Origin of the sequence: Phenylobacterium koreense (assembly GCF_040545335.1) — a bacterium.
Lineage (GTDB): Bacteria > Pseudomonadota > Alphaproteobacteria > Caulobacterales > Caulobacteraceae > Phenylobacterium > Phenylobacterium koreense.
Window position 1 is genome coordinate 743,085 of record NZ_JBEPLU010000001.1, and the last position, 25,210, is coordinate 768,294.

A 25,210-nucleotide genomic window follows, 5' to 3' on the forward strand; every position below is an offset into this window, starting at 1 on the left:
GCGACCCCATGCCACATTCCCGGCATGGCGCCGGCTGTGGCTTTAGACGGCCGACTTACCAGAGGACCGTCATGCTGAAGCTGCTGTTTTCGAGCTGGGGCGCCGAGTGGGGCACCGCGGCTCTCGTCTTCTTCGTCAGCGCCGCCGTTGGCCGTTACGCCGCCGAAGGCATGAATACGCTGCAGTGGTGCGGCGCGATCACCGCCATCCTCGCCGCGATCACCGCGGCCGTCGCCGTCCGGGTCTGGAAAGCCGAGCCGGTCAAGGTGCGCAGCGACGACTGATCAGTCGGCGTAGACGTCCAGGCCCATGGCCGTCAGCAGCCGGTACTGCTGGTCGGCCGTGACCTTCATTCCGTCCAGGCTTCCCAGTTCCGACAGGTTGAGCCCACTGACCTCCGCCCCGCGGACGTCGGCGCGCGCCAGCTTCGCGCCCACCGTCAGGGCCTGGAAGAAGTCGCACTCGCGCAGGTCGGCCCCCTCCAGGTCGGCATCCACGAGCACCGCCTCGCGGAAGCTCGACCGGTTGAGCTCGCAGTCCTGCAGCCGGACCTGCGTCAGGTCGGCCAGCTCCAGATTGCAGCCTGCGAGCCGCGCAGAGTAGCGCACGATGTTCCGGCCAAGCGCGCGGGCGAAGTCGGCGTGGGCGAACACGGCGCCGCGCAGGTTGCAGGTCTCCATCTCCACTCCATAGAGCGACGAGCGCTCGAACCGCGCGAACGACAGATCGCACTTGGCCAGCCGCGCCTCGTCCAGTTTCGAAAAGGCGAACTGCACGCCCGCATGATCGTCGGCGTCGGCGAAGCTGCACGCCTCGAACACCGCCTCACGCAGGTCGGCATGGGCGAAGCGGCAACGGACCAGCCGGCAATCGGTGAACCGCGCCCCCTGCAGGACGACGCCCGAGAGCTGCGCGTCATGCAGGAAGCAGCCGTCCAGTTCGGCGTCGGTCAGGTCGACGTCCGAGAAGTCCAGGTGCGAGAGGTCCAGGCCCGAGAGCCTGGCCCCTGGCTTCAGTTCGATCTCGGACACGCCGGGCCTCAGGATTTCACGTAGATCTCGCCGCCTTCAGCCCGGAACTTGTCGCTCATTTCCGCCATGCCCGCAGCGATGTCGTTCTGCTTGGCGGCCGCGTCGCGGATGTCCTGGCTGATCTTCATCGAGCAGAACTTGGGACCGCACATCGAGCAGAAGTGGGCGGTCTTCATCGCCTCCTTCGGCAAGGTCTCGTCGTGGTATTGGCGCGCAGTCTCCGGATCGAGGCCCAGGTTGAACTGGTCTTCCCAGCGGAACTCGAAGCGCGCGCGAGAGAGCGCGTCGTCCCAGGCGCGCGCCGAAGGATGGCCCTTGGCCAGGTCGGCGGCGTGGGCGGCGATCTTGTAGGTGATCACGCCCTCCTTCACGTCCTCGCGGTCCGGCAGGCCCAGGTGCTCCTTGGGCGTGACGTAGCAGAGCATGGCGGTGCCGAACCAGCCGATCATCGCCGCCCCGATGGCGCTGGTGATGTGGTCGTAGCCGGGGGCCACGTCGGTGGTTAGCGGGCCGAGCGTGTAGAACGGCGCCTCGCCGCAGGCGGCGAGCTGCTTGTCCATGTTGGCCTTGATCTTGTGCATCGGCACGTGGCCGGGGCCTTCGATCATCACCTGGACCCCATGCTTCCAGGCGATCGGCGTAAGCTCGCCCAGGGTCTCCAGCTCGGCGAACTGGGCCGCGTCGTTCGCGTCGGCGATCGAGCCGGGGCGCAGGCCATCGCCGAGCGAGAACGACACGTCATAGGCGCGCATGATCTCGCAGATGTCCTCGAAGTGCTCGTAGAGGAAGTTCTCCTTGTGGTGCGCCAGGCACCACTTGGCCATGATCGAGCCGCCGCGGCTGACGATGCCGGTCACCCGCTTGGCGGTCAGGGGAATGAAGGGCAGCCGCACGCCGGCGTGGATGGTGAAGTAGTCGACCCCCTGCTCGGCCTGTTCGATGAGGGTGTCGCGGAAGACCTCCCAGGTCAGGTCCTCGGCGATCCCGCCGACCTTCTCCAGGGCCTGGTAGATCGGAACCGTGCCGATCGGGACCGGGCTGTTGCGGACGATCCAGTCGCGGATGTTGTGGATGTTGCGGCCGGTGGAGAGGTCCATGACGGTGTCCGCGCCCCAGCGGATCGCCCAGACCATCTTGTCCACCTCGTCGGCGACGGTGGAGAGCACCGCCGAGTTGCCGATGTTGGCGTTGATCTTGACCAGGAAGTTCCGGCCGATGGCCATCGGCTCGAGTTCGGTGTGGTTGATGTTGGCGGGAATGATCGCCCGGCCGCGGGCCACCTCGTCGCGCACGAACTCCGGGGTCACGAAGTCGGGGATCGAGGCCCCGAAGTCCTCGCCGTCGCGGATCGCCCCGTCGTTCTCCTGACGGCGCAGGTTCTCGCGGATCGCGACATATTCCATCTCGGGCGTGATGATCCCGCGGCGAGCGTAGTCGAGCTGGGTGACCGCCACCCCGCCCTTGGCGCGATAGACCCGGCGCGGGGCGGAGAACCGCGGCGCAAGGTGTTGGCCGGTCGCAAAGCCGTTGTCCTCGGGCTTCACCTCGCGAGGGGTCTCGACGATCTCCACATCGCCCCGAGAGACGACCCACGGCTCGCGGGTGCGCGCCAGGCCGAGGTTGATGTCGATCTTCGTCGTCGGATCGGTATAGGGGCCGGAGGGATCGTAGATCGTCACCGCCGGCTCCTTGGCCGACGGATGCACCGCCACCTCGCGAAACGGCACGCGGATGTCGGGCCAGAGCACGCCAGGCTGATAGACCTTGCGCGAACCCGGGCGCTCGCCCGTGGGAATGGCGTCCTTGACGGGGGTCTGAATATTCACCGGCATGCTCCTTCGCGGCCAAGGGACCGCCGGACGCCGGGAATCCGGGCGCACGACCGCGCCCGACGCCTTCCCTTCGCCGGCATGACCCGGATCAGGTTCTACGGGTCGCGGGCTCGCCCGCCTCTCAGCCGCCCAAGCGCGGCCCCCCGAGGACATGCGTTCAGTCTTATGCGCGATCGGCGCCAATGAAAAGCGCCGCCGTCCGATCTCGTTTCGGCGCATAATCGGTGAAGACTTTCAGGAGGTTCGCCATGCAACGCCTGCTCCTCGCCGCCGCCTTCGCAGCCCTGGCTTCCGGCCCCGCCCTCGCCGCCGACCAGGCCACCGCGCCGGCCCAGGCCAACCAGTGCTTCCGCGTCAGCCAGATCCACAACCACACCAAGGCCGACGACCGGACCCTCTATCTCTCCGTCCGCAACGGGAAGGAGGTCTTTCGGCTGGACATGGCCGGCGCCTGCCTTGCGGGCGTGAGTTCGAGCGGCCCGCTGGTCCTCACCCCAACGGCCGGGACCGATCTCGTCTGCCGTCCGCTGGACCTCGACCTGAAGGTCCGCATGGCGCCCGGCGCCCTGACGCCCTGCATCATCCGGAGCATCACCCGACTCACGCCCGAGCAGGTCGCAACCTTGCCGCCCAAGGTCCGGCCTTAGGACGACGGGGCTCGCGGGACGGCTCGACCTCATGTTAGGGGGCGCGGACTAAGGAGCGCCTCGATGAGTCTGATCCTCGGCGTGCTGGGCGGCATGGGGCCGGCGGCCACGCTCGATTTCCTCGGCAAGCTGCAAGCCGCGACGCCGGTCCAGCGCGACCAGGACCACATCCGGACCCTGGTGGACATCAATCCCCTCGTGCCGGACCGCAACGATCCGGCGGCCCGACCGGGTCCGGTGCTGGCCCAGATGGCCACCAGCCTGCGGGACAGCGGCGCCCAGGTCCTGGCGATCGCCTGCAACACCGCCCACGCCTATGCCGACGTGATCGTCAGGGCCTCTGGACTGCCGCTGGTCGACATGATCGGGACGGCCGCCAAGACCGCCAGGGACACCGGCGCCCGTCGCGCAGGGGTCCTGGGCACGCCCAAGGCGCTCAAGCTCTATCGCGAATACCTCGCGGCCCAGGGCATGGGAGTAGTGACCCTCGACCAGGGGCGGCAGGAGGTCTTCATGGACCTGATCTACAAGATCAAGCGAGGCGACCTTGGCCCCGAGGTTCGAGAGCGCATGGCCGAACTGACGCAATACCTGGCGGCCGAAGGCGCCGAAGCGATCATCGCCGGCTGCACCGAGGTCCCGCTGGTCTTCGACGCCGCCACGAGCCGACTGCCGTTCGTGGACGCCGGCGAGGTGCTGGCGCGCCGCTGCGTGTCGGTCTGCCTGGGGCTGGAGCCCCTGCCCGCGCTCTAGATTCAAAATCTTGAGCGCGTTCTGGTCGCAAAACCGGTTTCCACTTTTGCGGAACGCGCTCTAGAGCCGCGCCGCCTTGAAGGTGTCGCAGGCGCCCGGGTTTCCGGTCTGCACGCCGGTGCGGAACCAGCGCATCCGCTGCTCGCTGGAGCCGTGGGTGAAGGCGTCCGGCATGACCCGTCCCTGGGCCTGCTTCTGGATGGCGTCGTCGCCGACCGCCGCGGCCGCGCGAATGCCGTCCTCGATATCCGCCGGATCGAGCGCCACCTGGCCGCCGGACACCGTCGCGGCGTGCGCGACCCAGACGCCGGCATAGCAGTCGGCCTGCAGTTCCAGCCGCACGGACGAGGAGTCGGCGCCGGCGGAACCCCGTTCCACCCGCCGAGCCTCGCCGGTCAGATTCTGGACGTGGTGGCCGATCTCGTGGGCGATGACATAGGCGCGGGCCGCCTCGCCCTGGGCGCCGAAGCGGCTCTCCAGCTCCTGCCAGAAGGCCAGGTCCAGATAGACCTTCTGATCGGCCGGGCAGTAGAACGGCCCCATGGCCGACTGGCCCATGCCGCAGCCGGTGCCTGTGGCCTGGTCGTAGATAACCACCGCGGCCGGCCGCCGATAAGTCTGGCCCTCCTGGGCGAAGATCTGGGACCAGACGTCGGTGGTGGACTGCTCGATCACGTCCACGAACTGGCCGCCCTGGTCGGTCGTGGTCCCGCGCACGCCCTCCTGCTGCTCGGCCTGGCCGCCGCCCTGGACGACCGACATGGTGGTCGAGGGGTCGATGCCGAAGACGAAGTAGCCGATCAGCGCCAGCACGACGCCGCCGAGGCCGATGCCGCCGACGCCGGCCGCGCTCATGCCGCGCCGGTCTTCGATGTTGCCGCCGCGGCGGCCACCCTGCCAACGCATGCCCGTCTCCTTCCAAACATCGGCCGCCCGAAACCAGGTTCAGCCTAGGTCGAGAGGATGCGGGGAATTGACGCCCTTGTCAGCGGGGGTTTTTCGAGGCGGCGCGTACACGCGCGTTGGAATCGGCCAGCACCGAGTCGGGGATCGTGGCGTAGGCGCCGCTGACGTTGGGGGCCGGTCGCTCGGGCGCGCTCAGCCTGGGCGGAGGCTGGGCCGCCTCGAACTCGCGCAGGCGCTGCTCGCTCTGAATCCGGGCGTCCAGGGTGTTGAGCTGGTTCTCGAGGGCGATGGCCCGCTGCCGATCGATCTGCTGCTGAGCCATGTAGGCCGGGTCGGTGACGACGGAGCCGTATGGAACCTGGGCCGACGAGGCGCCGGCTGAAAGGGCGAGAAGGCTCACGCTCAGGAAGATCGTGCGCATATCAACCCAACGTCGCGGACCGGCCATGGCTCCATCCTACCTGCGCGAGACCGTGAAGCGCGTGAGCTGCTCGCGGGGCGCCGCCCACTCGGGGTCGATCTCGACCGCCTTCTGATAGTCGAAATAGGCAGCCTTGGCGTTGTCCATGCCCTCATGGGCGATGGCTCGATTGTAATAGGCCTTGGCCGGCTCCGACACGCCGAGTTCCAGGGCGCGGTTCAAGTCCGGCAGGCTCTCGGCGTAGCGCCTTTGGCCGAGGAAGGCCGCGCCGCGATTGACGTAGGCCTCGCCCATGTCCGGCTGCAGGCGCGCGGCCTCGCTGAAGTCACGGGCGGCGTCGGCATAGGCGGCGCGGCGCAGCTTGAAGACCCCGCGATTGACATAGGTGCCCGCCCGGTCACGCAGCGACAGGAATTCGGTGTCGAGCGCCAGGGCGCAGAGATCCTCGAACCGGCGGTCGTTCTCGCCGGCGACGGCGGCCTTGGAGCACTGCTCGGCCAGGCCTCCGCCGAGCACGGTGACGGCGCCCTCCGCGGCGGTCGCTACGGCCAGGGCCAGGATCGCGAGCACCGCGACCAGGATTCCCTTGAGCATCTTCCAAGCGCCTCCAGCGCCCCGTGGGCGGCGCGGCTCGGTTCTGGCGGCGGTCCAAGCGTCCAGCCCTACGGCCCTGCCAGAATCCGCCCGCGGCGCGAGCCTGTCAACGCCGCATCTGGCCGCAAGCTATTGTGGAGTAAGCCTTATTTGGCGGCGGCCGCGCGAATGCGGCGGGTCTCGCGAAAGAGGATGTAGACCCCGCTGGCCGCCACGACCAAGGCGCCGCTCACCGTCGCCGCGCGGGGGATCTCGTCCCAGAACAGGTAGCCGATCAGACAGGCCCAGACGAGTTGCGTGTAGTCGAAGGGCGCGACCACCGCGACCGGCGCGCGGCGAAGGGCTTCAGTCAGCAGCAGTTGGCCCGTCCCGCCCACCAGGCCGGTTGCGATCAGCATCGCAAGGGTCGTCAGGTCGGGGATCTTCCAGCCGCCGAACGGCAGGCTGGCCAGGCCGAACAGCATCGCCGCCAGGGTGAAATAGAAGACGATGGTCGGGCCCGGCTCGGTGCGGCTGATCTCCCGGATGGTGATCATCGCGCCGGCGGCCCCCAGCGCGCCGGCCAGGCCGAACGCCGCGCCCAGATTGGCCATGTGCGCCGGATCGGGCCGCACCATGATCAGCACGCCGATGAAGCCGACCACCACAGCGCCCCATCTGTGCGGTCCCACCACCTCCTTAAGGATCAGGGCCGACAGGGCCGTCATGAACAGCGGCGAGGCGAAGGAGAGCGCCGTCGACTCCGTCAGCGGCAGCATCGAGACGGCGGTGAAACCGCAGACCATGCCTACCAGGCCTACGGTCGCGCGCATGGCGTGGCCGCCCAGCCGCCTGGTCTTCAGCACCCCGAAGCCGGCCGTCCGCCAGACGTAGAGCAGCACCGGCACGAAGGCGAATGCGTTGCGAAAGAAGACGATCTCCAGCACCGGCGCGCCGCGCTCGGCGCAGCCCTTCACCAGGGCGGCGAGCACGGCCATGCACGCCATGGCCGCCACGCGCAGGGCGATGCCGGCGCCGTTGCGTTGGACGACGGCGTGTGCGGCGGGCTCGGCGGACAACGAAGATCTCCTTTGGCCGCCGTCCATAGAGGGAGCGGGCGGCAGGCGCCATAGCTGGGTGCGCCGACTCGCCCGCCCCTCGCCGAATCGGGCGAACCTTCGGCGCGCGAACAACGGAGAGACTTCGCCATGACGATCGGTCTGATGATGGCGGCCTGGACCCTGGTCCTCGCCTTTGCCCAGATCCTGCTTTTCGACATCGCCAGGACCAGCCAGTACGGATTGAAGTGGAACACCGGGGCTCGGGACGGCGAGATGCCGCCGCTCAGCGAAAAGGCGCTGCGCCTGAAGCGCGCCCAGGACAATCTCTTCGAAACCCTGCCGCTCTTCTTGGGCGCCGTGCTGATCGCCCATGTGGCCGGCAAGGAGAACGAAACCACCGCCTTGGGCGCGCAGATCTACTTCTGGGCCCGCGTGGCCTATGTGCCGCTCTACGCCTGGGGCGTGCGCCACCTGCGCTCGCTGGTCTGGCTGGTCAGCATTGTCGGCCTCGGCATGATCGCCCAGGCGATCCTCATCCCCTAAGGCAGCAGCCCGCCCCCCCCAGGACGCTCTGGACTCTCGCGGTTCTTGCGCCATTTTCCCCGGGACGCGAGTTGGGCGTCGTGGCTTCGAGCAGGACGATGGCGTCGCGCCGCAATGGCTTCACAGCCCGAGAGGTCCGGCGGCTGTTCGGCGCCGCCGTGCTGGCAGCGATGCTGTCGGGTTGCGCTTCCCTAAGCCGGGAGGACTTCAGCGCCGACGAGGCGCACCGGGCGCTCCCGCCCCTGGCCGCCGACATCCGCTTCAATGCCGCGGACGAGGCCGCCGCCCTGGCGTTCACCCAGCGCGCCCAGACCGAGCGGCCCGGTGGCGACGGACAGGTCGATGTGCTGGCGATCTCCGGCGGCGGCGCGGACGGAGCCTATGGCGCCGGGGTGATGGTCGGCTGGACCAGGGCCAAGACGCGGCCGTCCTTCGAGGTGGTGACCGGGGTCAGCACCGGCGCCCTGATCGCCCCCTTCGCTTTCCTCGGCCCCGCCTGGGACGGCAAGCTCAAGGAAGCCTATGCCGGCGGCCTGGCCAGCCAGGTGCTGCAGGGCCGGGGCCTGGGCGTGCTGTTCGCCTCCAGCATCTACAATCCGAGGCATCTGCGGAATCTGGTCGAAGCCAACTGCACGCCGGTGATGCTCCACGAGATCGCCCAGGAGCACGCCAAGGGCCGGCGGCTGCTGATCGCCACCACCAATCTGGACAGCCAGCAGACCGTCGTCTGGGACATGGGCGCCATAGCCAGCCGCGGCGGCCCCGATGCGCTCAAGCTGTTCCGCGAGGTGCTGGTCGCCTCGGCCGCGATCCCAGGTGTGTTTCCGCCCGTGATCATCCCGATCGGCGAGGCCGACGGGCGGGAGATCGACGAACTACACGTGGACGGCGGCGTGACCGCGCCGTTCGTTTCCATCCCCGAAGGTCTCTACTTCTGGGACGCCCCCGACCAGGAGCGTCAGCGCAGCCGGATCTTCGTGCTGATCAACGGCAAGATCGATCCGACCTTCGCCGTGGTGCGCGGCGGCGCGCCGACCATCCTCGCCCGCGCCTACGATACGATGATGAAGACCAATCTGCGCGTGCACCTGGCCGCCAACCGGGCCTTCGCCGAGCGCAACGGCATGGAATTCTCCGTTTCGGAGATCCCCCGCGAGGCCGAGAGCGGCAGCCTCAACTTCCAGCCGGAAAGCATGAAACGCCTGTTCAAGCTGGGAGAAAGCCGCGCGGTCGCGGGAACCGCCTGGACGCGGCTGAACTGAGGCTTCCGACGAGGAACCACATAGGCGCGCACCCGTTGGTCGTGCGGGACGGCGTAACCTGAACGAGGTTAGCGATGCGACTTTCCAAGAAGGCCGCGGCGGTTGGAGCCACCCTCCTTGTGACCGCTTGCGGTACGACCATGACCGAACGTGCAGCGACCGGCGGGCTGGCAGGCGCGGCAGTCGGTGCGGCGGTGGACAGCTCGGTGACCGGCGCCCTGGTGGGCGGCGCGGCCGGCGCGGCCCTCGGCGCAGCGACCACGCCCCGCAACTACAACAACATCAACCGTCGCCAGTATTACGACGAAGGCGCCCGCCGCTACTACTTCTACGATCCGGGCGCCCGCCGCTACTACTGGGAAGACGGCAGCCCGCGCTACTAGGCCTTTACGGCGTAACCGGCTTCCTTGATCGCCGCGGCGACGGCGTCGCGGCGATCATCGCCGCCGGTCACCGAGACCCGGCCGGTCTCCAGATCGATCTGCACCTGAGCGGCAGGCGCGGCCCCCTTCACGGCGGCGGTCACCGTCTGGGCGCAATGGCTGCACGTCATTCCTTCGACTTCGAACTGCATGGTCGTTTTTCCTCCGTTCTTCGCCACCTGATGGACCTTCCCGCCATGGGAAGGTCAAGCACCTTGGCGCCCCTTGACCCTCCCATCATGGGAATCTTTATCTAAGCCGGGCATGAAGCTGCGGAGCGCCCGGTCGATGTCCGATACCGTCCTGATCCCATTGGAAATTCCCGTCCTCGGGATGACCTGCGCCTCATGCGTCGGCCGTGTCGAGAAGGCGATCCGCGGCACGCCGGGAGTCGCGTCCGCGACGGTCAATCTCGCCGCCGAGCGCGCCCATGTGGAGCTGACGCCCGAGGGCGACACCGGCGCGGTGGTCGAGGCGATCCGCCGCGCCGGCTACGAGCCGCTCGACGAACGCGTCGAGCTCAAGATCTCCGGCATGACCTGCGCCTCCTGCGTGAGCCGGGTCGAGAAGGCGCTTCGCGAGGTTCCGGGCGTGCTGGAGGCGAACGTCAACCTGGCGACCGAGCGCGCCAGCCTGCGCGTCCTGGCCGGCGGCCCCGACATCCGCCGCCTGGCCGCCGCCGTCGCCGCAGCCGGCTACAAGGCCGAAGCGATCGAAGAACCCGGGTCGGCCCAGCAGGCCGACCGCGAAAGCGCCGCGCGCGAGCAGGAGATCAAGGGACTCCAGCGCGACCTCGCCATCGCCGCAGCCGGGACCCTGCCGCTGTTCCTGGTCGAGATGGGGCGTCACTTCATCCCCGGCGTCCACCACTGGCTGGCGGCCAATATCGGCGAACAGCCCTGGCGGCTGGCCAGCTTCGCCCTGGCCGCGCTGGTCCTGGCCGGGCCCGGCCGCCGCTTCTTCGCCAAGGGCGCGCCCGCCCTGCTTCGGGGCGCGCCGGACATGAACTCCCTGGTCGTGCTCGGCACGACCGCGGCCTTCGCCTATTCGGCCGTCGCCACCTTCGTCCCCGGCGTGCTGCCGGCCGCCTCGAACCACGTCTATTACGAAGCCGCCGCGGTCATCGTGACCCTCATCCTGCTGGGGCGGCTGTTCGAGGCCCGCGCCAAGGGCCGCACCAGCGAAGCCATACGACGGCTCATGACCCTTCAGGCCAAGAGCGCGCGCATCCTTCGCGACGGCGCCGAGGTCGAGGTTCCGATCGCCGAGGTGGTGGTCGGGGATGTGGTGGCGGTCCGCCCCGGCGAGCGCATCCCCGTGGATGGCGACGTCACCGAAGGCGCGTCCTTCGTCGACGAATCCATGATCAGCGGCGAACCGGTCCCGGTCGAGAAGACCCTCGGCTCGGGCGTGGTGGCGGGCACGGTCAACGGAACCGGCGCCTTCCGCTTCCGCGCCACCAAGGTCGGCGCCGATACGGTGCTGGCCCAGATCGTCCGCATGGTCGAGACCGCCCAGGGCTCGAAGCTTCCGATCCAGGCGATGGTGGACAAGGTGACCGGCTGGTTCGTCCCAGCGGTGATCGCCTCAGCCCTGCTGACCTTCGCCGTCTGGATGTTCGCCGCGCCCAGCCCGGCCCTGGCCTTCGCCCTGGTCAACGCCGTGGCGGTGCTGATCATCGCCTGCCCCTGCGCCATGGGCCTGGCGACGCCCACCTCGATCATGGTCGGAACCGGCCGCGCCGCGGAGCTGGGCGTGCTCTTCCGGCAGGGCGAGGCCTTGCAGGCCCTGCGCGACGTGCGGGTGGTCGCCTTCGACAAGACCGGCACCTTGACCGTCGGCCGCCCCGCCCTCACCGACCTGCGCGTCGCGCCCGGTTTCGATGAGGCCGAGGTGCTGGCGCTGGCCGCCTCGGTGGAGAGCCGCTCCGAGCACCCGATCGCCCAGGCGGTGGTCGCCGCCGCCAAGGCCCAGGCCCTGGCCATCCCCGAGGCGAGCGCCTTCGACGCCACCGCCGGCTTCGGCGCCGGCGCCACGGTGGCCGGCCGCCGCGTAGACGTCGGCTCCGATCGGATGATGCGCCAGCTCGGACTCGACCCGGCGATCTTCGCCCATGACGCCGAACAGATGGGCGACGAGGCCAAGACCCCGATCTATGCTGCGGTAGACGGCAAGCTCGCCGCCCTGCTGGCCGTCGCCGACCCGATCAAGCCCACCACCGCCGAGGCGCTGAAGACCCTGCACGCCCTGGGGCTGAAGATCGCCGTGATCACCGGCGACAACCGCCGGACCGCTCAGGCCGTCGCCGACAGGCTGGGCCTGGATCAGGTCGAGGCCGAGGTGCTGCCCGACGGCAAGGTCGCCGCCGTGGAGGCCCTGCGCAGCCGCTTCGGCCCTATCGCCTTCGTGGGTGACGGCATCAACGACGCCCCGGCCCTGGCTGCGGCGGACGTCGGGATCGCCATGGGCGCGGGAACCGACATCGCCATCGAGAGCGCCGACCTCGTCCTGATGCGCGACGACCTGCGCGCCGTGGCCACGGCCGTCTCGCTCAGCCGCGCGGTCATGACCAACATCGGCCAGAATCTCGCCTGGGCCTTTGGCTACAATGTCATCCTCATTCCGGTGGCGGCCGGCGCGCTCTACCCCGTCTTCGGCTGGCTGCTGTCGCCTATGGCGGCGGCGGGCGCCATGGCGCTCTCCAGCGTCAGCGTCGTGACCAACGCCCTGCGGCTGAAAAGTTTCAAGACCAGGAGTCTCGCATGAACATCGGTCAGGCTTCGCGGGCCTCTGGCGTCAGCGCCAAGATGATACGCTACTACGACGAAATCGGCCTCGTCCGCCCCTCGGCGCGGACCGAGTCCAACTACCGCGAATACGACGAGCGGGAGATCAACGAGCTGCGCTTCATCCGCCGGGCGCGGTCGCTGGGCTTCTCCATGCCGGAGATCACCAAGCTGCTGTCGCTGTGGCGTGATCGCGGCCGTCCCAGCCGCGAGGTGAAGGCCATTGCCGACCGCCATCTGGCCGACCTCGACAACCGCATCGCCGAGATGCAGGCCATGGCCGACACCCTGCGCCAGCTCTCACGGTGCTGCGCGGGCGACGACCGGCCCGACTGCCCGATCCTGGCGGACCTGACCGGCGAGACGGCGGCTTAATCCGGGCGATAGGCGCGGAGGAAGGTGTCAACCGCCTGGCGGACCTGGAGCTCCATCTCCTCGCCCGTCATGTCCTCGGTGATCACCCCCCAGATGCGCGGTTGCAGGACGCCGGAGATGGCCAGGTCCTTGAACTGCTGGGCGGCGATGAAGGGATCGGCCTTGCGCAGGATCCCGCGGTCCATCAGGTCGGAGAGATAGCCGCCGATCTTGGTCAGTAGAACCTTTGGCCCGGTTTCGTAGAAGACCTTGCCGATCTCCGGGAAGCGCTCGTTCTCCGCGACGACCAGCCTATGGATACCGCGGGACTCCGCGGTCAGCAGCAGGCGCAGGAAGCTGTCGGCGAAGTGCTCAAGGCGCTCGCGCGGCGTGGCGCCCTCATGGGCCACGTCGAACAGGGTCTCGGCCAGCGCTCCGCATTGGCGCTGCATCACCGCCGCGAACAGCTCCTCCTTGGATTTGAAATAGTTGTAGAGCGTGCCTTTCGAACCGCCGAGACGGGCCGAGATCATCGACATCGAGGTGGCGGCGTAGCCCTCGGCCACGAAGCAATCCCGCGCGACGTCGAGGATCATGTCGCGACGCTCGTCGCGGCGTTCTTCCCTCCGCGTGGGGATTGTCGCGTTCACAGTTCCATCCCAGATGTTTCTGACCATCCTGTACGGTTTCGGCTTGACCCCGTCCAGTTCGCACAACATATGACCGTACCGTACGGTTTTCTAGTCGTAGCCCATTCATTCAGTGCGAGACGCGGCATGGCCCGCCTGATCCTCCCCCTATCGACGGCGGCCCTCCTCCTGGCGGGCTGCGCTGCTGTGCCGGACCTGGGCGCCCCCCCTCAGGTCCGACCGCCGCAGGCCTATGCCGCAACCCAGAGCTTCGCGGCCGCTCCGGCGGAGTGGCCCGCCGATCAATGGTGGAAGGGCTATGGCGACAGCCAGCTCGACGCCCTGGTCGATGAGGCGCTCGCCGGCTCTCCGACCCTGGTCCAGGCCCAGGCGCGGGTCCGCGCCGCCCAGGCGCAGGCGCAGCAGGCGCGGGCCTCGACCCTGCCTTCCGCCAGCCTCGAGGCCCAGGCCGCGCAGACCAAGCAAAGCTACAACAACGGCATCCCGGCCGACTTCGTGCCCAAGGGCTACAACGACACAGGACGCGCCACCCTCGACCTGGGCTTCGACCTCGACATCTGGGGCCGCAACCGCGCAGCCCTGGCAGCGGCGACCTCCGAGGCCGTCGCCGCCGAAATGGACGCCGCCCAGGCGCGTCTGGTCCTGACCACCGCCGTGGTCTCGTCCTACGCCGAGCTCAACCGCGCCTTCGCCGAGTCCGAAGCCGCGCAGCAGGCCAAGGCCAACCGCGAGGCGACACGCAAGCTCGTGGCCCAGCGCGTCGACAACGGCGCCGCCAACCAGGGCGAGCTGAGGCAGGCCGAAGCCGCGCTCGCCAGCGCCGATCAGGAACTTGCCGCCGCCCATGAGCAGGTCGAGCTGACGCGCAACCAGATCGCGGCCCTGCTGGGCGCCGGTCCCGACCGCGGCCTGGCGATCACCCGTCCCGCCGCCGGCGCAGGCCGCGAGTTCGGCCTGCCCCAGAACCTCGCCGCCGACCTCCTGGGACGCCGGCCGGACCTGCAGGCCGCGAAGCTGCGCGCGCAGGCCGCGGCCAAGCGCATCGACGTCGCCCACGCCGCCTTCTATCCGAACGTCAATCTGGCGGCCTTCATCGGCGCCCAGTCCCTGGGGCTGGACCTGCTGACCAAGTCCGGATCCGACATCGGCCAGGCCGGGCTCGCCGTCAGCCTCCCGATCTTCCAGGGCGGCCGGCTCTCGGGCGCCTATCGCGGCGCGCGGGCCGAGTACGACGCCGCCGTCGCCGCCTATGACGCCACCCTGGTTCAGGCGCTGAAGGAAGTGGCCGACGCCGCCGCCAGCGAGCGCGCCCTCGGCGCCCGGCTCGCCGCCTCGCGCGAAGCCCTGGCCAAGGGCGAGGAAGCCTATCGCATCGCCAGGCTGCGCTACGAGGGCGGCCTTGATTCCTACACCTCGGTGCTGACCGCCGAGAACGCGGTGATCCTCCAGCGGCGCGCCGCCGCCGACCTGGAATCCCGGGCCCTGATGCTCGACGCCGCCCTTGTCCGCGCCCTCGGCGGCGGCTTCCGAACCGCCTGATTCATAAAAAGACGCTTTCCGCCCTCCCCCGGAAAAAGGCCTCTCTCCCATGCCCGACGATATCGGATCGCATCCCCAGCCGGCGAAGCCGGCCACCGCCGCGCCTGCAGCCCCCGCCGTCAGCAACAACGGCGCCCGGCGCAAGCGCATGCTCAAGATCCTGGCCGCCGTCGTCGTCGGCGTGGCCCTGCTCTGGGGCGTCTACTGGCTGCTGATCGGCTCGCGGCACGTCTCGACCGACAACGCCTATGTGAACGCCGACACCGCCCAGGTGACCGCACTGGTCGCCGGCCAGATCGTCGAAGCTCCGGTCAGCGAGACCCAGATGGTCAAGAAGGGCCAAGTGCTCGCGGTGATCGATCCGGCCGACTACCGGCTCGCGGTCGACACCGCCCGCGCCCAGCTCGGCCAGGCCGAACGCCGGGTCGGCCAGTACTACGCCAATGACGAAGCGCTGACCGCCCAGACCGCCGCCCGCAAGGCCGACATCGCCCGGGCCGAGGCTCAGCTCGCCAGCGCCCAGTCCGATTATTCGCGGGCGCAGGTCGAATACGGCCGCCGCCGCAACCTTTCGGAGTCCGGCGCGGTCTCCGGTGATGAGCTGACCCAGGCCGAGAACCGCTTCCAGGCCGCCAAGGCGGCGCTGGCTGCGGCGCAGGCGGGCCTCGCCCAGGCCCGCGCCACCGCCGCCCAGAGCGCCGGCCAGCAGAAGGCCGCCAACGCCCTCGTCGCCGGCGTCGATGCGAACGCCAATCCGGAAGTGGCCGCCGCTCGCGCGCGCCTCGCCCAGGCCGAGCTGGACCTCTCGCGCACCACCATCCGTTCGCCCGTGGACGGCGTGGTCGCCCGCAAGCAGGCCGTCGTCGGCCAGAAGATCGCCAACGGCGCGCCGGTCATGAGCGTGGTGCCGATCCAGGCCGCCTATGTCGACGCCAACTTCAAGGAAGTGCAGCTCCGCAAGGTCCGCGCCGGCCAGAGCGTCGAGTTGACCAGCGACCTCTACGGCAAGGGCGTGAAGTTCCACGGCAAGGTCGCCGGCATGGCCGGCGGCACCGGCTCGGCCTTCGCCCTGATCCCCGCGCAGAACGCCACCGGCAACTGGATCAAGGTCGTCCAGCGCGTTCCGGTCCGCATCATCCTCGACCCCAGGGAGCTGGCCGAGCATCCGCTGCGCGTCGGCCTCTCCATGGACGCCGTCATCGACGTCGCCGAACGATAGGAGCGGCCGGTGAGCCAGGCCCACTCCCCACCCGCCCCGCTGACGGGCGCGCCCCTGCTGCTGGCCGGGCTGCTGCTGGGCCTCGCCAACTTCATGGTGGTGCTCGACATCACCATCGCCAACGTCGCCGTTCCGCACATCGCCGGCGGCCTAGCGGTCTCGCCCAGCCAGGGAACCTGGGTGATCACCTCTTATTCGGTCGCCGAAGCGATCACCGTCCCGCTCTCGGGCTGGCTGGCCCAGCGCTTCGGGGCGGTGAAGGTCTTCGTGTTCGGGCTGGTCGGCTTTGGCGTCTGCTCGATCTTCTGCGGGATCGCGCCGACCTTCGGCCTCCTGGTCCTCGGCCGGGTCCTGCAGGGTCTATGCGGCGGCCCGATCATGCCGATGTCCCAGACCCTGCTGCTGCAGATCTTCCCCCGGGAGCGCGCGCCCCAGGCGCTGGGCATCTGGAGCATGACCACTGTCGTCGGCCCCATCGCCGGCCCGATCCTGGGCGGCGCCATCTCCGACAGCATCGGCTGGCACTGGATCTTCTTCATCAACATCCCGGTGGCCTTCGGCGTCGCCTTCCTGGCCTACCGCACCCTCATCCGCCGCCAGGAGCCGACCCGCCGCATCCCCGTCGACTATATCGGCCTCGGCCTGCTCATCGTCTGGGTGGCCGCCCTGCAGATCATGCTCGACACCGGCAAGGAGCACGAATGGTTCTCCTCGCCGCTGATCGTGGTCCTGGCCATCGTCGCGGTCCTGGGCTTTGCGGTCTTCATGATCTGGGAGCTGACCGCCGAGAACCCGATCGTGAACCTGCGGGTGTTCCGCCATCGCGGCTTTTCGATCGGCGTCCTGACCCTGGCCATAACCTTCGGCGCCTTCTTCGGGACGGTGGTGCTGATCCCGCTCTGGCTGCAGACCAACATGGGCTACACGGCCACCTGGGCCGGCTATGCCGCCGCTTTCCAGGGACTGCTGGCGGTGGTCATGTCACCGATCGTGGCCAGCCAGGTGGCCAAGCGCGACCCGCGAGCCCTGGTGTCGTTCGGCGTCTTCTGGATGGCCGGAATCGCCATCTGGCGCACCCACTTCACGACCGGCGCGGACTTCCTGTCGATCGCCTTGCCCCAGCTCTTCCTGGGCTTCGCCATGCCGTTCTTCTTCATCCCGACCCAGAGCATCGCCCTAGGCGCAGTGGATCCCGAGGAGACGGCCTCCGCCGCCGGGATCGCGAACTTCCTGCGCGTGGTCGCTGGGGCCTTCGCCACCTCGCTGATCAACACCGGATGGGAGAACACCGCCAACGCCAAGCGGACCGAGTTGGTCGGCGCGCTCAACCAGCCCCAGGGCGCCCTGGACCGGATGATCGCCCAGGGCTTCTCGCCCGATCAGGCGCTCAGGCAGCTCGAGAGCCTGGTCCAGACCCAGGCGGTCATGCTGTCCACCAACGAGATGTTCCTGATCACGGCGGTGGTCTTCGCCATCGCAGCCAGCACCATCTGGCTGGCGCCTCGTCCCAAGAACGCTCCGGCCCCCGGGGGCGGCGGCCACTGAAGCCGTCGCTTGCCTCCCGCAACGTGAACCGGGCCTAATGCCCGCAACACGCCATGAAGAAACGCGGGGAGAGCCGGGATGGCCGATTTTGGAAGCGATGTGGAGCTTGAGGAATTCCGCGCCGAGGCCCGCACCTGGCTGGAGGAAAACTTCCCCGAATCATTGCGCGGCCAGACCGGCGTCGCCGCCCAGTTGATGGACGGTCCGGCGCCTGCCGGCGACATCGGTCTCTGGAAGCAGCGCATGGGCGCCAAGGGCTGGGGCACCCCGACCTGGCCCAAGGAATACGGTGGCGGCGGACTGACGCCCCAGCAGGCCCGCGTCCTGCTGCAGGAGATGACCCGGATCGGCGCGTTCAACCCCCTGATGGCCGGCATGGGCGTGACCATGATCGGCCCGACCATCCTCGACTACGGCACAGAAGAGCAGAAGCGGAAGCACATCCCGCCGATCGCCCGCGGCGAGGTCCGCTGGTGCGTCGGCTATTCCGAGCCCGGCGCCGGGTCGGACCTGGCCTCGCTGCAGATGCGCTGCGTCGACGCCGGCGACCACTGGAAGATCGACGGCCAGAAGATCTGGACCTCCGGCGCCCAGTATTCCGACTGGTGCGGCGCCCTGGTGCGGACCGATCCGCGGGCCAAGAAGCATGAGGGCATCAGCTTCATGCTGGTCGACATGCACCAGCCGCGGATCGAGACCCGGCCGATCAAGCTGATCGCCGGCGCCTCGCCGTTCTGCGAGACCTTCTTCACCGACGCACGCGCCGAGAAGGACGCCATGCTCGGCCAGATCAACGCCGGCTGGACCGTCGGCAAGCGCCTGCTGCAGCACGAGCGCGCCAGCCAGACCGGGGCCTCCACCGGCGGCGGCGGCAAGGCCGCGCCGGTTCACGAGATCGCCAAGCGCTATATGGAGGTCGAGGCCGACGGCTCCATCGCCGACCGCGACCTGCGCAGCCGCATCGCCCAGCACCAGATCGACGCCCGCGCCCACGCCCTTACCCTGGCCCGCGCGGCGGCCGAGGCCCGCGGCGCCGGCGGCGCCACCAACGCCGCCTCGGTGCTCAAGAACTCCGCCACCCACGTCTCCCAGACGCGTTCGGAGCTGTTGCTCGAGATCATGGGCGCCCAAGGGCTCGGCTGGGAGGGCGAGGCCTACTCCACCGAAGAGATCGAGACCGTACGGAGCTGGCTGTCGGGCAAGGCGATGTCGATCTACGGCGGCTCGGCCGAGATCCAGAACAACATCATCTCCAAGCGCATCCTCGGCCTGCCGGACACCACTCAGTCGACCTGAAGCCGCTAGGCGGGCGCGGTGTAGCGGCGCTCGATCATCTCGCGCATCGCCGCTCGCGTCGTCGGCGCATCCTGGCTGTCCTGCAGGACCTGGGCCTCATCCGCCAGGCCATCGTCCTTGATGGCCTCGCGGAACCAGCGGGCATAGTCGCCACGGTGCAGATGGTGCAGCCAGGTGGCGTCGTCCACGCCGTCGGCGATCTGCATGAACAGCCGCAGGTTCTGGGCGCGCAGGTTGAGTGCGCCGTCCGGCCCTCGGAAATAGAAGCTCTTGTCCTCGCCGAGTTCGCCCTCCGCATACTTGCGAGTATGGCGCTTGTGCTCCTGGCGCGGCGGATCGGCGTGGACCCAGCGCGGACCGGCCTTCTGGGCGCGGCTCCAGAACAGCACCATGTCCTCGCCGGGCGCCGGCGGGACGAACGGAACCGCCGCGCCCACCGCCTTGCAGAAGCTTTCGACCACCTCGCCCGCCTGCGGCCCCACCGCCAGCAGCACCTTGACCGCCTCAAGCGCCTGGTGCGCGATCTTGTCGGGATGCACCGTGACCAGGATGGCCGGCCCCAGCTCGGCTGGCGGACCTTCTCCGCCGGCGGGCAGCATGTGGTGCGCTTCGTCGACCAGCAGCCAGTGCGGCCGCGCCTTCGCCGCCCTCAGCTCGCAGACCCGCAGGATCGCCTCGCGGAAGAAGCCCGGCCGCTCCTGCACCGACAGGCCCAGCATGTTGATCGACAGCGGCGGCGCGTCGGGCTTTTCGAGAACGGCGAGCGCCTCGTGGATCACCGGCTCGTGCTTGGCGTCGCCGATCACCACCGCGCCTTCAAGATCGTCGTAGTCACCCTCCGGATCGAGCACGCAGAGCTGGAACCCCTGAGCTTGCAGCTTCTCCAGCAAGGCCGTCGCCAGGGTCGACTTGCCGAGCCCGGAGGAACCGGCGATCAGCACCGTCCCCTGGTCCGGCAGGATGGCGGCGTCCGCGTCCGGGCCCACCAGGACCCGCCGGCGGTGCGCGGCCAGGATCGCGAGCTGGGACGGCTCGGCCAGCATCGTCTCGATGGCCTCGGCCACGCCGGCGCCGTGGTCCGAAGGCGTCACCAGATCGGCCGTACCCTTCACCGCATCGAGGGCGTTGGCCACCGCCACCGAGGCCCCGCAGGCCGAGAGGAAGGCATGGTCGTTCTCAGCGTCGCCGATCCCCACCACATTGAGCGGAGAAAACCCCATGTCCGCCAGCGCCGCCTCCAGGCCGGTCGCCTTGTTGACTCCTGGCGGCAGCACCATCACCGCCCCCTTGTTGAAGATGATCTGCCATTCCAGGCCAAGCTCCTGGATGGTCTCCAGGACAGCACCCTCGTTGGGCTCCCAGGTCGCCACGATGCCGCGGCCGACCGACAACGGGGAGACGCCCCGCGCCTCGAGGCCGGCGACGAGCTCCGGCGGCGGCGCGGTCGAAACCAGCCGCTCCTCGCGGTTTTCCGGGAAGTAGAGCAGCGACCCGTTCTCCGCGACGATCAGGTCGAATAGATCGAACCGGTCGAAAACCCGCTGCAGGTCGGTGAGCTCGCGGCCGGTCACCATCAACAGCTTCCGGCCCGCCGATTTCAGCCGTTCCAGCGCCGCGATGGTCGGTCCATCGACTAGGCCGTGGTGGGCCAGGGTGCCGTCATAGTCGGTGGCGAGCGCGATGAGCTGCATGGGAACGGAGCGATGCAGCCCGCCCGCGGTTCCATCGCTCAGGGCTTGGCGGGGTTCTCGCCGGTGGCCTCGCCGTACTTCATCCCCTCCAGCTTGAGCCCGTCGGGATCGAGGAAGAACACGGCGTAGTAATCCTCGTAGTACTCGCCGGCCGGATCGACGATCTCCACGCCCTCCTTGCGCAGGAAGGCCTGCAGTTCGTCCACGTCGGCGCGGCTGCGCAGTTCGAAGGCGTAGTGATGGAAGCCGACGTCGCCGATGCGGTAAGGCCGCTTGCGCCCCTCCGCGTCAGCCTGGCCGATCCAGAACCTGGTCTGGCCATTGGTCCAGCCGATCGCGTCCTCGTAATCGCCGAGGATCTCGAAGCCGAGAAACGTGAAAAGCTTCTGGTAGAAGGCCTTCGACTTCTCGAAGTCGCTGACTCTGATAACCAGGTGATCGATGCCGACGACGCGCGCCATGGGAGGTCCTCCTTTGGCGCAATAACGATCGGTCCGCCTGCTTGGTCTCGATCAAGGCTGGACGAAAGCGGCTCCGCCTATGCTATCTGCGTCAAAATGGCTCGTCAGGGCCAAGCCGCAAGGAAGCAGTATTGACCCTGGAAGCCGAGGCATTCCTGGCGCCGACGCCCTCGCCTGCCACTCCGGCGCGCGAGGCGGCGCAGCCGCTGCGGATCGCCTTCCTTTCCTATCGGTCCGATCCGAAGGTCGGCGGCCAGGGCGTGTATCTCGCCGAGGCTGCGCGGGCGCTATCGGCGCTGGGCCACCAGGTCGACGTGATCTCCGGCCCGCCCTACCCGGTGCTCAGCGAGGGCGTGCGGCTGATCAAGCTCCCCTCGCTCGATCTCTACGCCCAGCCGCACAACGGCCAGCGCGCCCTGCGCTGGCGCCATCTCAAGAGCTGGACCGACACCGCAGAGTATTTCGGCCACGTCAGCGGCAAGTTCATGGAGCCGTGGAGCTTCGGACGGCGCGCAGCGAAATACCTGCGCCAGCATGGCGCCGACTATGACGTGGCCCTCGACAACCAGTCGCTTTCGTCAGGTCTGCTGGCCATCGAACGGGCCGGCCTGCCGGTGGTCGAGGTGATCCACCATCCGATCCGTCGGGACCTTGAACTCGCCCTCGCCGCCGAGCCGAAGGCCAGCATGCGCTGGCTCAAGCGCCGCTGGTACAGCTTCCTTTCCATGCAGGAAAAGGTCGCGCCGCAGCTCACCGACGTGATTCTGGTTTCGGAGGCCAGCGCGCGGGATGTGAGCGAGTGCCTGGCCGTTCGGCAGGACGCCATGTCGGTGATCCATCTGGGGATCGATCGGCAGGTTTTCTGCCCAAATCCCCAGATAACTCGCGATAGCGCCCGGCTGCTGACCACCGCCAGCGCCGACGTGCCGCTCAAGGGGCTGCGCTACCTGATCGAGGCCTATGGCCAGCTCCTGCAAAGCCACCCCGAACTCGAGCTCGTGGTCATCGGGACCCTGCGCAAAGGTCCGACCAAGGACCTGCTCGACAGCCTCGGCCTGGCCGACAGGGTCCAGTTCATCAGCAATCTGACCCGCGAGGAGGTGGTCGCCCAGTATGCCCAGGCGACCATCTGCGTCACGCCCTCGCTCTATGAAGGCTTTGGCCTGCCCGCGGCCGAGGCCATGGCCTGCGGCGCGCCGGTGGTCGTCACCGACGGCGGCGCCCTGCCCGAGGTCGTGGGCGAGGCGGGGGTGGTGGTCCGCAAGGCCGATCCGGGCGCCCTCGCCTCGGCGATCGGCCAGCTTCTGGACGATCCGGCCAAGCGCGAGGAGATGAGCCGCGCCGGCCTGGAGCGCGCCCGCGAGCGCCTCTCCTGGACCCGCGCCGCCACCGCCTACGAGGAGGTCCTGCGCCGGGCCGTCGCCCGCCGATGCTGACCGTCCGCCTCGAAGACCTCGAGCTCAAGGCTGGCGACTGGGTGCTCGATCTCGGCTGCGGCGAGGGCCGGCACGTGCATGGCGTCCACGTTCTGGGCGGGATCAACGTCGTGGGCCTGGACCTCGACATGCCCTCGCTCGCCAAGGCCCGCGAGGGCCTGGCCATGCTGGACCGCGGCGAGCCGGGCGCGGTCAGCGCGGTGCTGTCGGGCGACGCCTATCGCCTGCCCTTTCCGGACGCGGCCTTCGACGCGGTGATCTGCTCGGAGGTGCTGGAGCACCTGCACGACTATCCCAAGGCCCTGGCCGAGATCACCCGCGTCCTGAAGCCCGGCGGCCTCTTCGTTCCCACCGTGCCGCGGGCCTGGCCCGAACGGATCTGCTGGGCTCTGGCCTCCGGGCCCGGCGGCTATGCGGACCAGCCCGGCGGTCACATCCGCATCTTCCGCGAGCCCCAGCTCCGCGGCGAGATCGCGGACCTGGGCTACAGGCCGCTGGGCAAGCACTACGCCCACGCGCTGCACTCGCCCTACTGGTGGCTGAAGTGCGCCTTCTGGAGCCGACGCGACGACCATCCGCTGGTCAAGCTCTATCACCGCTTCCTGGTATGGGACCTGATGCAGCGGCCCTGGCTGACGCGCGCCCTGGAGGCGGCGGCCTCGCCGCTGATGGGCAAGAGCCTCGCCCTCTATTTCCGCAAGGACGCAGCGTGAACGCGGCCCTGGACCGCCGCCCCGCCGCCGCCGCGCTCGGCGAGCTTCGCGGCGCGGCCCGGGCCATCGGCGAGAGCCAGCGGCCGGACGGGGCCATCCCCTGGTTCGAAGGCGGGCCCTGGGATCCCTGGAACCACGCCGAATGCGTCATGGCCCTGGCGGTGATGGGCGAGGCCGCCGCGGCGCGGGCCGGGCTCGACTATCTGCAGGCGACGCAAGAACCGGACGGCTCATGGCTCGGCGGCTACGGCAACGCCCTGCCCATGGAAGGGCGCCTGAAGATCGCCCGCGTCGCCGCGCCGGAGCTGAAGGACGCCAACTTCATCGCCTATCCGGCCCTGGCCGTCTGGCACGGCTTCCGGCTCACAGGCGACCTGAAGGAGGCGCGGCGACGCTGGCCGATGGTGCGCGCGGCGATCGACTTCGTGCTCTCGCTGCAGCATCCGGAGGGCGACATCTCCTGGTGCGCCGAAGCCCACGGAGGGCCGCTGGACGACGCCATCCTCGCCGGCGCCGCCTCGATCTACGCCAGCCTGGGCGCGGCGATCCGGCTGGCCGACCTAGTGGGTGAGCCATCGCAAGCCTGGCGCCTGGCCCGCGCGCGGCTGCAGAACGCCATCCTTTGCGCGCCTCACCGGTTCGACCGGACCGGAACCCCGCGCTCGGGCTTCGCCATGGACGCCTATTACCCGATCCTGGCCGGGGTCATGCCGTGGATGGCGGGCCTGGCGCGCCTGGAGACCAGGGTCGCGCCCTTCGTCGAGCAGAGCTTAGGTTGTCGCTGCGTCCTGGGCGAGCCCTGGTTCACGGTGGCGGAGTCCAGCGAACTGGCCATGGCCCTCGTCCGCCTCGGCCGCCATCGCCAAGCCCAGGCGCTGCTCTCCTGGCAGATGGCCCACCGCGACGACGACGGCGCCTTCTGGATGGGCTGGCAGATGCAAGAGGCGATCTTCTGGCCCCAGGAAAAGCCGAGCTGGACCCAGGCCGCCGTCATCCTCGCCACCGACGCCCTGCATGGCGCGACGGCGGCCTGCGGGGTCCTGACGGCGGACTGAAACCTCTCCCCCGCTGGACTCCGCCGGAGCTTCTGCAGCGGGAAGCATCTGTTCGGCCCTACAGCTTCCGCAGCACCCGCAGGCTCTTCACCGCGGTCACCTCGTCATAGAGGTCCGAGGCCAGGGCGCGCTGGTAGATTTCGAAGGGTGGGCGGCCGCCGTCGGCGGGGTCGGGGAAGACGTCGTGGATGGCCAGCAGGCCACCGGTCTTCAGGTGCGGGGTCCAGCCGCGCCAGTCGGCCAGGGCCGCCTCCATGGTGTGGCCGCCGTCGATGAAGAGGAAGCCCAGCGGCGTTCCCCAGGCCCGCGCGATGGTCGCCGAGCGGCCGACCACCGGGATGACATGATCCTCCAGGCCGGCGCGACGCAGGGTCCGGCGCAGGAAAGGCAGGGTGTCCATGGCGCCGGCCTCGGCGTCCCATAGCTCGGGATCGTGGTATTCCCAGCCCGGTTGGTTCTCTTCCGATCCGCGATGATGATCTACGCAGAAGAGCAGGCCGCCGGCCTCGCGGCAGGCGGCGCCGAGATAGACCGCGGACTTGCCGCAATAGCTGCCGACCTCCAGAGCAGGCCCAAGCCCTGCGCTCGCGAGCGCGGCGTCGTGGAGGGCGCGGCCCTCCGCTGGATCCAGGAAGCCTTTGACGCTGTCGATGTCGATCGGAAGCTGCATCCGACCGACCTAGGCCATGGAGGCCAGCAAGGAAAGCGGCCGCGTGGGCCGCTCCCGATCAGATAGCCCGGGCCAGCCGCAGGTTCTCGGGATGCTCGGCCTGGGCGCGGCGAGCGTTGATCTCGACCGACTCCGCGTCGAGTTCCGCGTCGAGCGCCTCGACCATGTCGAGTTCCGGCTCTTCAAACGGGGAAGCGACTTCGAACAGTTCTTTCGGCATCGGGACCTCCGTGGCTGGGACGTCGAATTGTTAAGCAATGCTTGACGCAAAAAGAACCCTCACACGGCCTGAAAAGTCCTGAAACATGCCGTGATCACGGCATGTTGAGGCCGTGACGACATCA

27 protein-coding genes and 1 riboswitch are annotated in these 25,210 nt (G+C 69.2%); of the genes, 15 read left to right on the forward strand and 12 right to left on the reverse strand.

Annotation, left to right across the window (positions count from 1 at the left end; genetic code table 11):
* The first annotated feature begins 71 nt into the window (after window positions 1-71).
* The gene (locus ABID41_RS03630; protein ID WP_331928934.1) at window positions 72-284 is read left to right on the forward strand and encodes a hypothetical protein; all 213 of its coding nucleotides are present in this window, start codon (window positions 72-74) and stop codon (window positions 282-284) included.
* On the opposite strand, the gene ABID41_RS03635 is transcribed toward ABID41_RS03630, so the two are convergent.
* Together ABID41_RS03635 and thiC are read right to left on the reverse strand one after the other, a co-directional pair.
* Window positions 285-1,031 carry a pentapeptide repeat-containing protein gene (locus ABID41_RS03635; protein WP_331928932.1) on the reverse strand — a complete coding sequence of 249 codons (747 nt, stop codon included), beginning with the start codon at window positions 1,029-1,031 and terminating at the stop codon, window positions 285-287.
* An 8-nt stretch (window positions 1,032-1,039) separates the two neighbouring features.
* The gene (gene thiC, locus ABID41_RS03640; RefSeq protein ID WP_414695911.1) at window positions 1,040-2,863 is read right to left on the reverse strand and encodes a phosphomethylpyrimidine synthase ThiC; all 1,824 of its coding nucleotides are present in this window, start codon (window positions 2,861-2,863) and stop codon (window positions 1,040-1,042) included.
* A gap of 62 nt (window positions 2,864-2,925) precedes the next feature.
* Window positions 2,926-3,012, reverse strand: a riboswitch (TPP riboswitch).
* A 99-nt stretch (window positions 3,013-3,111) separates the two neighbouring features.
* On the opposite strand from thiC, the gene ABID41_RS03645 reads away from it, so the two are divergent.
* Together ABID41_RS03645 and cuyB are read left to right on the forward strand one after the other, a co-directional pair.
* Entirely contained in the window at window positions 3,112-3,510 is a 399-nt protein-coding gene (locus ABID41_RS03645) for a DUF6491 family protein (protein WP_331928929.1), read from the forward strand.
* A gap of 63 nt (window positions 3,511-3,573) precedes the next feature.
* Entirely contained in the window at window positions 3,574-4,263 is a 690-nt protein-coding gene (gene cuyB, locus ABID41_RS03650) for a cysteate racemase (protein ID WP_331928927.1), read from the forward strand.
* A gap of 60 nt (window positions 4,264-4,323) precedes the next feature.
* Here the strand turns inward: cuyB and ypfJ are convergent, their stop codons facing one another.
* The 4 genes from ypfJ to ABID41_RS03670 all read right to left on the reverse strand — a co-directional run bounded on the left by ypfJ (window position 4,324) and on the right by ABID41_RS03670 (window position 7,242).
* Window positions 4,324-5,169 (reverse strand): KPN_02809 family neutral zinc metallopeptidase, encoded by an 846-nt coding sequence (gene ypfJ, locus ABID41_RS03655; RefSeq protein WP_331928926.1) that lies wholly within the window; start codon window positions 5,167-5,169, stop codon window positions 4,324-4,326.
* Window positions 5,170-5,248: 79 nt separating this feature from the next.
* Window positions 5,249-5,617 (reverse strand): hypothetical protein, encoded by a 369-nt coding sequence (locus ABID41_RS03660; protein WP_331928924.1) that lies wholly within the window; start codon window positions 5,615-5,617, stop codon window positions 5,249-5,251.
* Between the two features lie 9 nt (window positions 5,618-5,626).
* Entirely contained in the window at window positions 5,627-6,184 is a 558-nt protein-coding gene (locus tag ABID41_RS03665; protein ID WP_331928922.1) for a tetratricopeptide repeat protein, read from the reverse strand.
* A gap of 146 nt (window positions 6,185-6,330) precedes the next feature.
* Window positions 6,331-7,242 carry a DMT family transporter gene (locus ABID41_RS03670; RefSeq protein WP_331928921.1) on the reverse strand — a complete coding sequence of 304 codons (912 nt, stop codon included), beginning with the start codon at window positions 7,240-7,242 and terminating at the stop codon, window positions 6,331-6,333.
* A 129-nt stretch (window positions 7,243-7,371) separates the two neighbouring features.
* Here ABID41_RS03670 and ABID41_RS03675 point away from each other — a divergent pair, with 129 nt between their 5' ends.
* The 3 genes from ABID41_RS03675 (at window position 7,372) to ABID41_RS03685 (ending at window position 9,412) form a co-directional block, all read left to right on the forward strand.
* Window positions 7,372-7,767 (forward strand): MAPEG family protein, encoded by a 396-nt coding sequence (locus tag ABID41_RS03675; RefSeq protein ID WP_331928920.1) that lies wholly within the window; start codon window positions 7,372-7,374, stop codon window positions 7,765-7,767.
* Between the two features lie 98 nt (window positions 7,768-7,865).
* On the forward strand, window positions 7,866-9,029 hold the full coding sequence (locus tag ABID41_RS03680) for a patatin-like phospholipase family protein (RefSeq protein WP_331928919.1): 1,164 nt from the start codon (window positions 7,866-7,868) through the stop codon (window positions 9,027-9,029).
* Window positions 9,030-9,169: 140 nt separating this feature from the next.
* Window positions 9,170-9,412 (forward strand): hypothetical protein, encoded by a 243-nt coding sequence (locus tag ABID41_RS03685; RefSeq protein WP_354297184.1) that lies wholly within the window; start codon window positions 9,170-9,172, stop codon window positions 9,410-9,412.
* Here ABID41_RS03685 and ABID41_RS03690 read toward each other — a convergent pair.
* A complete protein-coding gene (locus tag ABID41_RS03690) occupies window positions 9,409-9,603 on the reverse strand; it encodes a heavy-metal-associated domain-containing protein (protein WP_354297185.1) in 195 nt (64 codons plus the stop codon). The genes ABID41_RS03685 and ABID41_RS03690 overlap by 4 nt on opposite strands.
* A 136-nt stretch (window positions 9,604-9,739) precedes the next feature.
* Here ABID41_RS03690 and ABID41_RS03695 point away from each other — a divergent pair, with 136 nt between their 5' ends.
* Both ABID41_RS03695 and cueR read left to right on the forward strand, forming a co-directional pair.
* The gene (locus tag ABID41_RS03695; RefSeq protein WP_354297186.1) at window positions 9,740-12,217 is read left to right on the forward strand and encodes a heavy metal translocating P-type ATPase; all 2,478 of its coding nucleotides are present in this window, start codon (window positions 9,740-9,742) and stop codon (window positions 12,215-12,217) included.
* Complete coding sequence (cueR, locus tag ABID41_RS03700) at window positions 12,214-12,612, forward strand: Cu(I)-responsive transcriptional regulator (protein WP_331932267.1); 399 nt, start codon at window positions 12,214-12,216, stop codon at window positions 12,610-12,612. Before ABID41_RS03695 ends, cueR begins: the two co-directional genes overlap by 4 nt.
* Here cueR and ABID41_RS03705 read toward each other — a convergent pair.
* Window positions 12,609-13,187: a TetR/AcrR family transcriptional regulator gene (locus tag ABID41_RS03705; RefSeq protein ID WP_331932268.1), complete on the reverse strand. Its 579-nt coding sequence runs from the start codon at window positions 13,185-13,187 to the stop codon at window positions 12,609-12,611. The two genes, cueR and ABID41_RS03705, sit on opposite strands and share 4 nt — an antisense overlap.
* A 180-nt stretch (window positions 13,188-13,367) precedes the next feature.
* Between ABID41_RS03705 and ABID41_RS03710 the strand changes: the two genes are divergently transcribed.
* The 4 genes from ABID41_RS03710 to ABID41_RS03725 all read left to right on the forward strand — a co-directional run bounded on the left by ABID41_RS03710 (window position 13,368) and on the right by ABID41_RS03725 (window position 18,840).
* Window positions 13,368-14,780, forward strand: coding sequence for an efflux transporter outer membrane subunit (locus ABID41_RS03710; RefSeq protein WP_354297187.1), 1,413 nt, complete (start codon window positions 13,368-13,370; stop codon window positions 14,778-14,780).
* 49 nt (window positions 14,781-14,829) lie between these two features.
* Window positions 14,830-15,999, forward strand: a complete 1,170-nt coding sequence (locus tag ABID41_RS03715) for an HlyD family efflux transporter periplasmic adaptor subunit (protein ID WP_354297188.1) — start codon at window positions 14,830-14,832, stop codon at window positions 15,997-15,999.
* Window positions 16,000-16,008: 9 nt separating this feature from the next.
* Window positions 16,009-17,544 carry a DHA2 family efflux MFS transporter permease subunit gene (locus ABID41_RS03720; protein ID WP_331929776.1) on the forward strand — a complete coding sequence of 512 codons (1,536 nt, stop codon included), beginning with the start codon at window positions 16,009-16,011 and terminating at the stop codon, window positions 17,542-17,544.
* 78 nt (window positions 17,545-17,622) lie between these two features.
* Complete coding sequence (locus ABID41_RS03725; protein ID WP_354297189.1) at window positions 17,623-18,840, forward strand: acyl-CoA dehydrogenase family protein; 1,218 nt, start codon at window positions 17,623-17,625, stop codon at window positions 18,838-18,840.
* A gap of 5 nt (window positions 18,841-18,845) precedes the next feature.
* Here ABID41_RS03725 and ABID41_RS03730 read toward each other — a convergent pair whose 3' ends face one another.
* Together ABID41_RS03730 and ABID41_RS03735 are read right to left on the reverse strand one after the other, a co-directional pair.
* A complete protein-coding gene (locus ABID41_RS03730; RefSeq protein WP_354297190.1) occupies window positions 18,846-20,531 on the reverse strand; it encodes an HAD hydrolase family protein in 1,686 nt (561 codons plus the stop codon).
* A gap of 38 nt (window positions 20,532-20,569) precedes the next feature.
* A complete protein-coding gene (locus ABID41_RS03735; protein WP_331933014.1) occupies window positions 20,570-20,992 on the reverse strand; it encodes a VOC family protein in 423 nt (140 codons plus the stop codon).
* Window positions 20,993-21,123: 131 nt separating this feature from the next.
* Here ABID41_RS03735 and ABID41_RS03740 point away from each other — a divergent pair, with 131 nt between their 5' ends.
* Genes ABID41_RS03740 through ABID41_RS03750 form a run of 3 tightly spaced genes read left to right on the forward strand, consistent with a single transcriptional unit; the run spans window position 21,124 to window position 24,196 of the window.
* Window positions 21,124-22,428, forward strand: a complete 1,305-nt coding sequence (locus ABID41_RS03740; RefSeq protein WP_354297191.1) for a glycosyltransferase family 4 protein — start codon at window positions 21,124-21,126, stop codon at window positions 22,426-22,428.
* Window positions 22,422-23,141, forward strand: a complete 720-nt coding sequence (locus tag ABID41_RS03745) for a class I SAM-dependent methyltransferase (RefSeq protein ID WP_354297192.1) — start codon at window positions 22,422-22,424, stop codon at window positions 23,139-23,141. The genes ABID41_RS03740 and ABID41_RS03745 overlap by 7 nt, the downstream gene beginning before the upstream one ends.
* Window positions 23,138-24,196, forward strand: a complete 1,059-nt coding sequence (locus ABID41_RS03750) for a hypothetical protein (protein WP_354297193.1) — start codon at window positions 23,138-23,140, stop codon at window positions 24,194-24,196. Before ABID41_RS03745 ends, ABID41_RS03750 begins: the two co-directional genes overlap by 4 nt.
* A gap of 58 nt (window positions 24,197-24,254) precedes the next feature.
* Here the strand turns inward: ABID41_RS03750 and ABID41_RS03755 are convergent, their stop codons facing one another.
* Both ABID41_RS03755 and ABID41_RS03760 read right to left on the reverse strand, forming a co-directional pair.
* Window positions 24,255-24,866: a class I SAM-dependent methyltransferase gene (locus tag ABID41_RS03755; protein ID WP_331928209.1), complete on the reverse strand. Its 612-nt coding sequence runs from the start codon at window positions 24,864-24,866 to the stop codon at window positions 24,255-24,257.
* Window positions 24,867-24,924: 58 nt separating this feature from the next.
* Window positions 24,925-25,086, reverse strand: a complete 162-nt coding sequence (locus tag ABID41_RS03760) for a hypothetical protein (RefSeq protein ID WP_331928211.1) — start codon at window positions 25,084-25,086, stop codon at window positions 24,925-24,927.
* Between the last annotated feature and the right edge of the window lie 124 nt (window positions 25,087-25,210).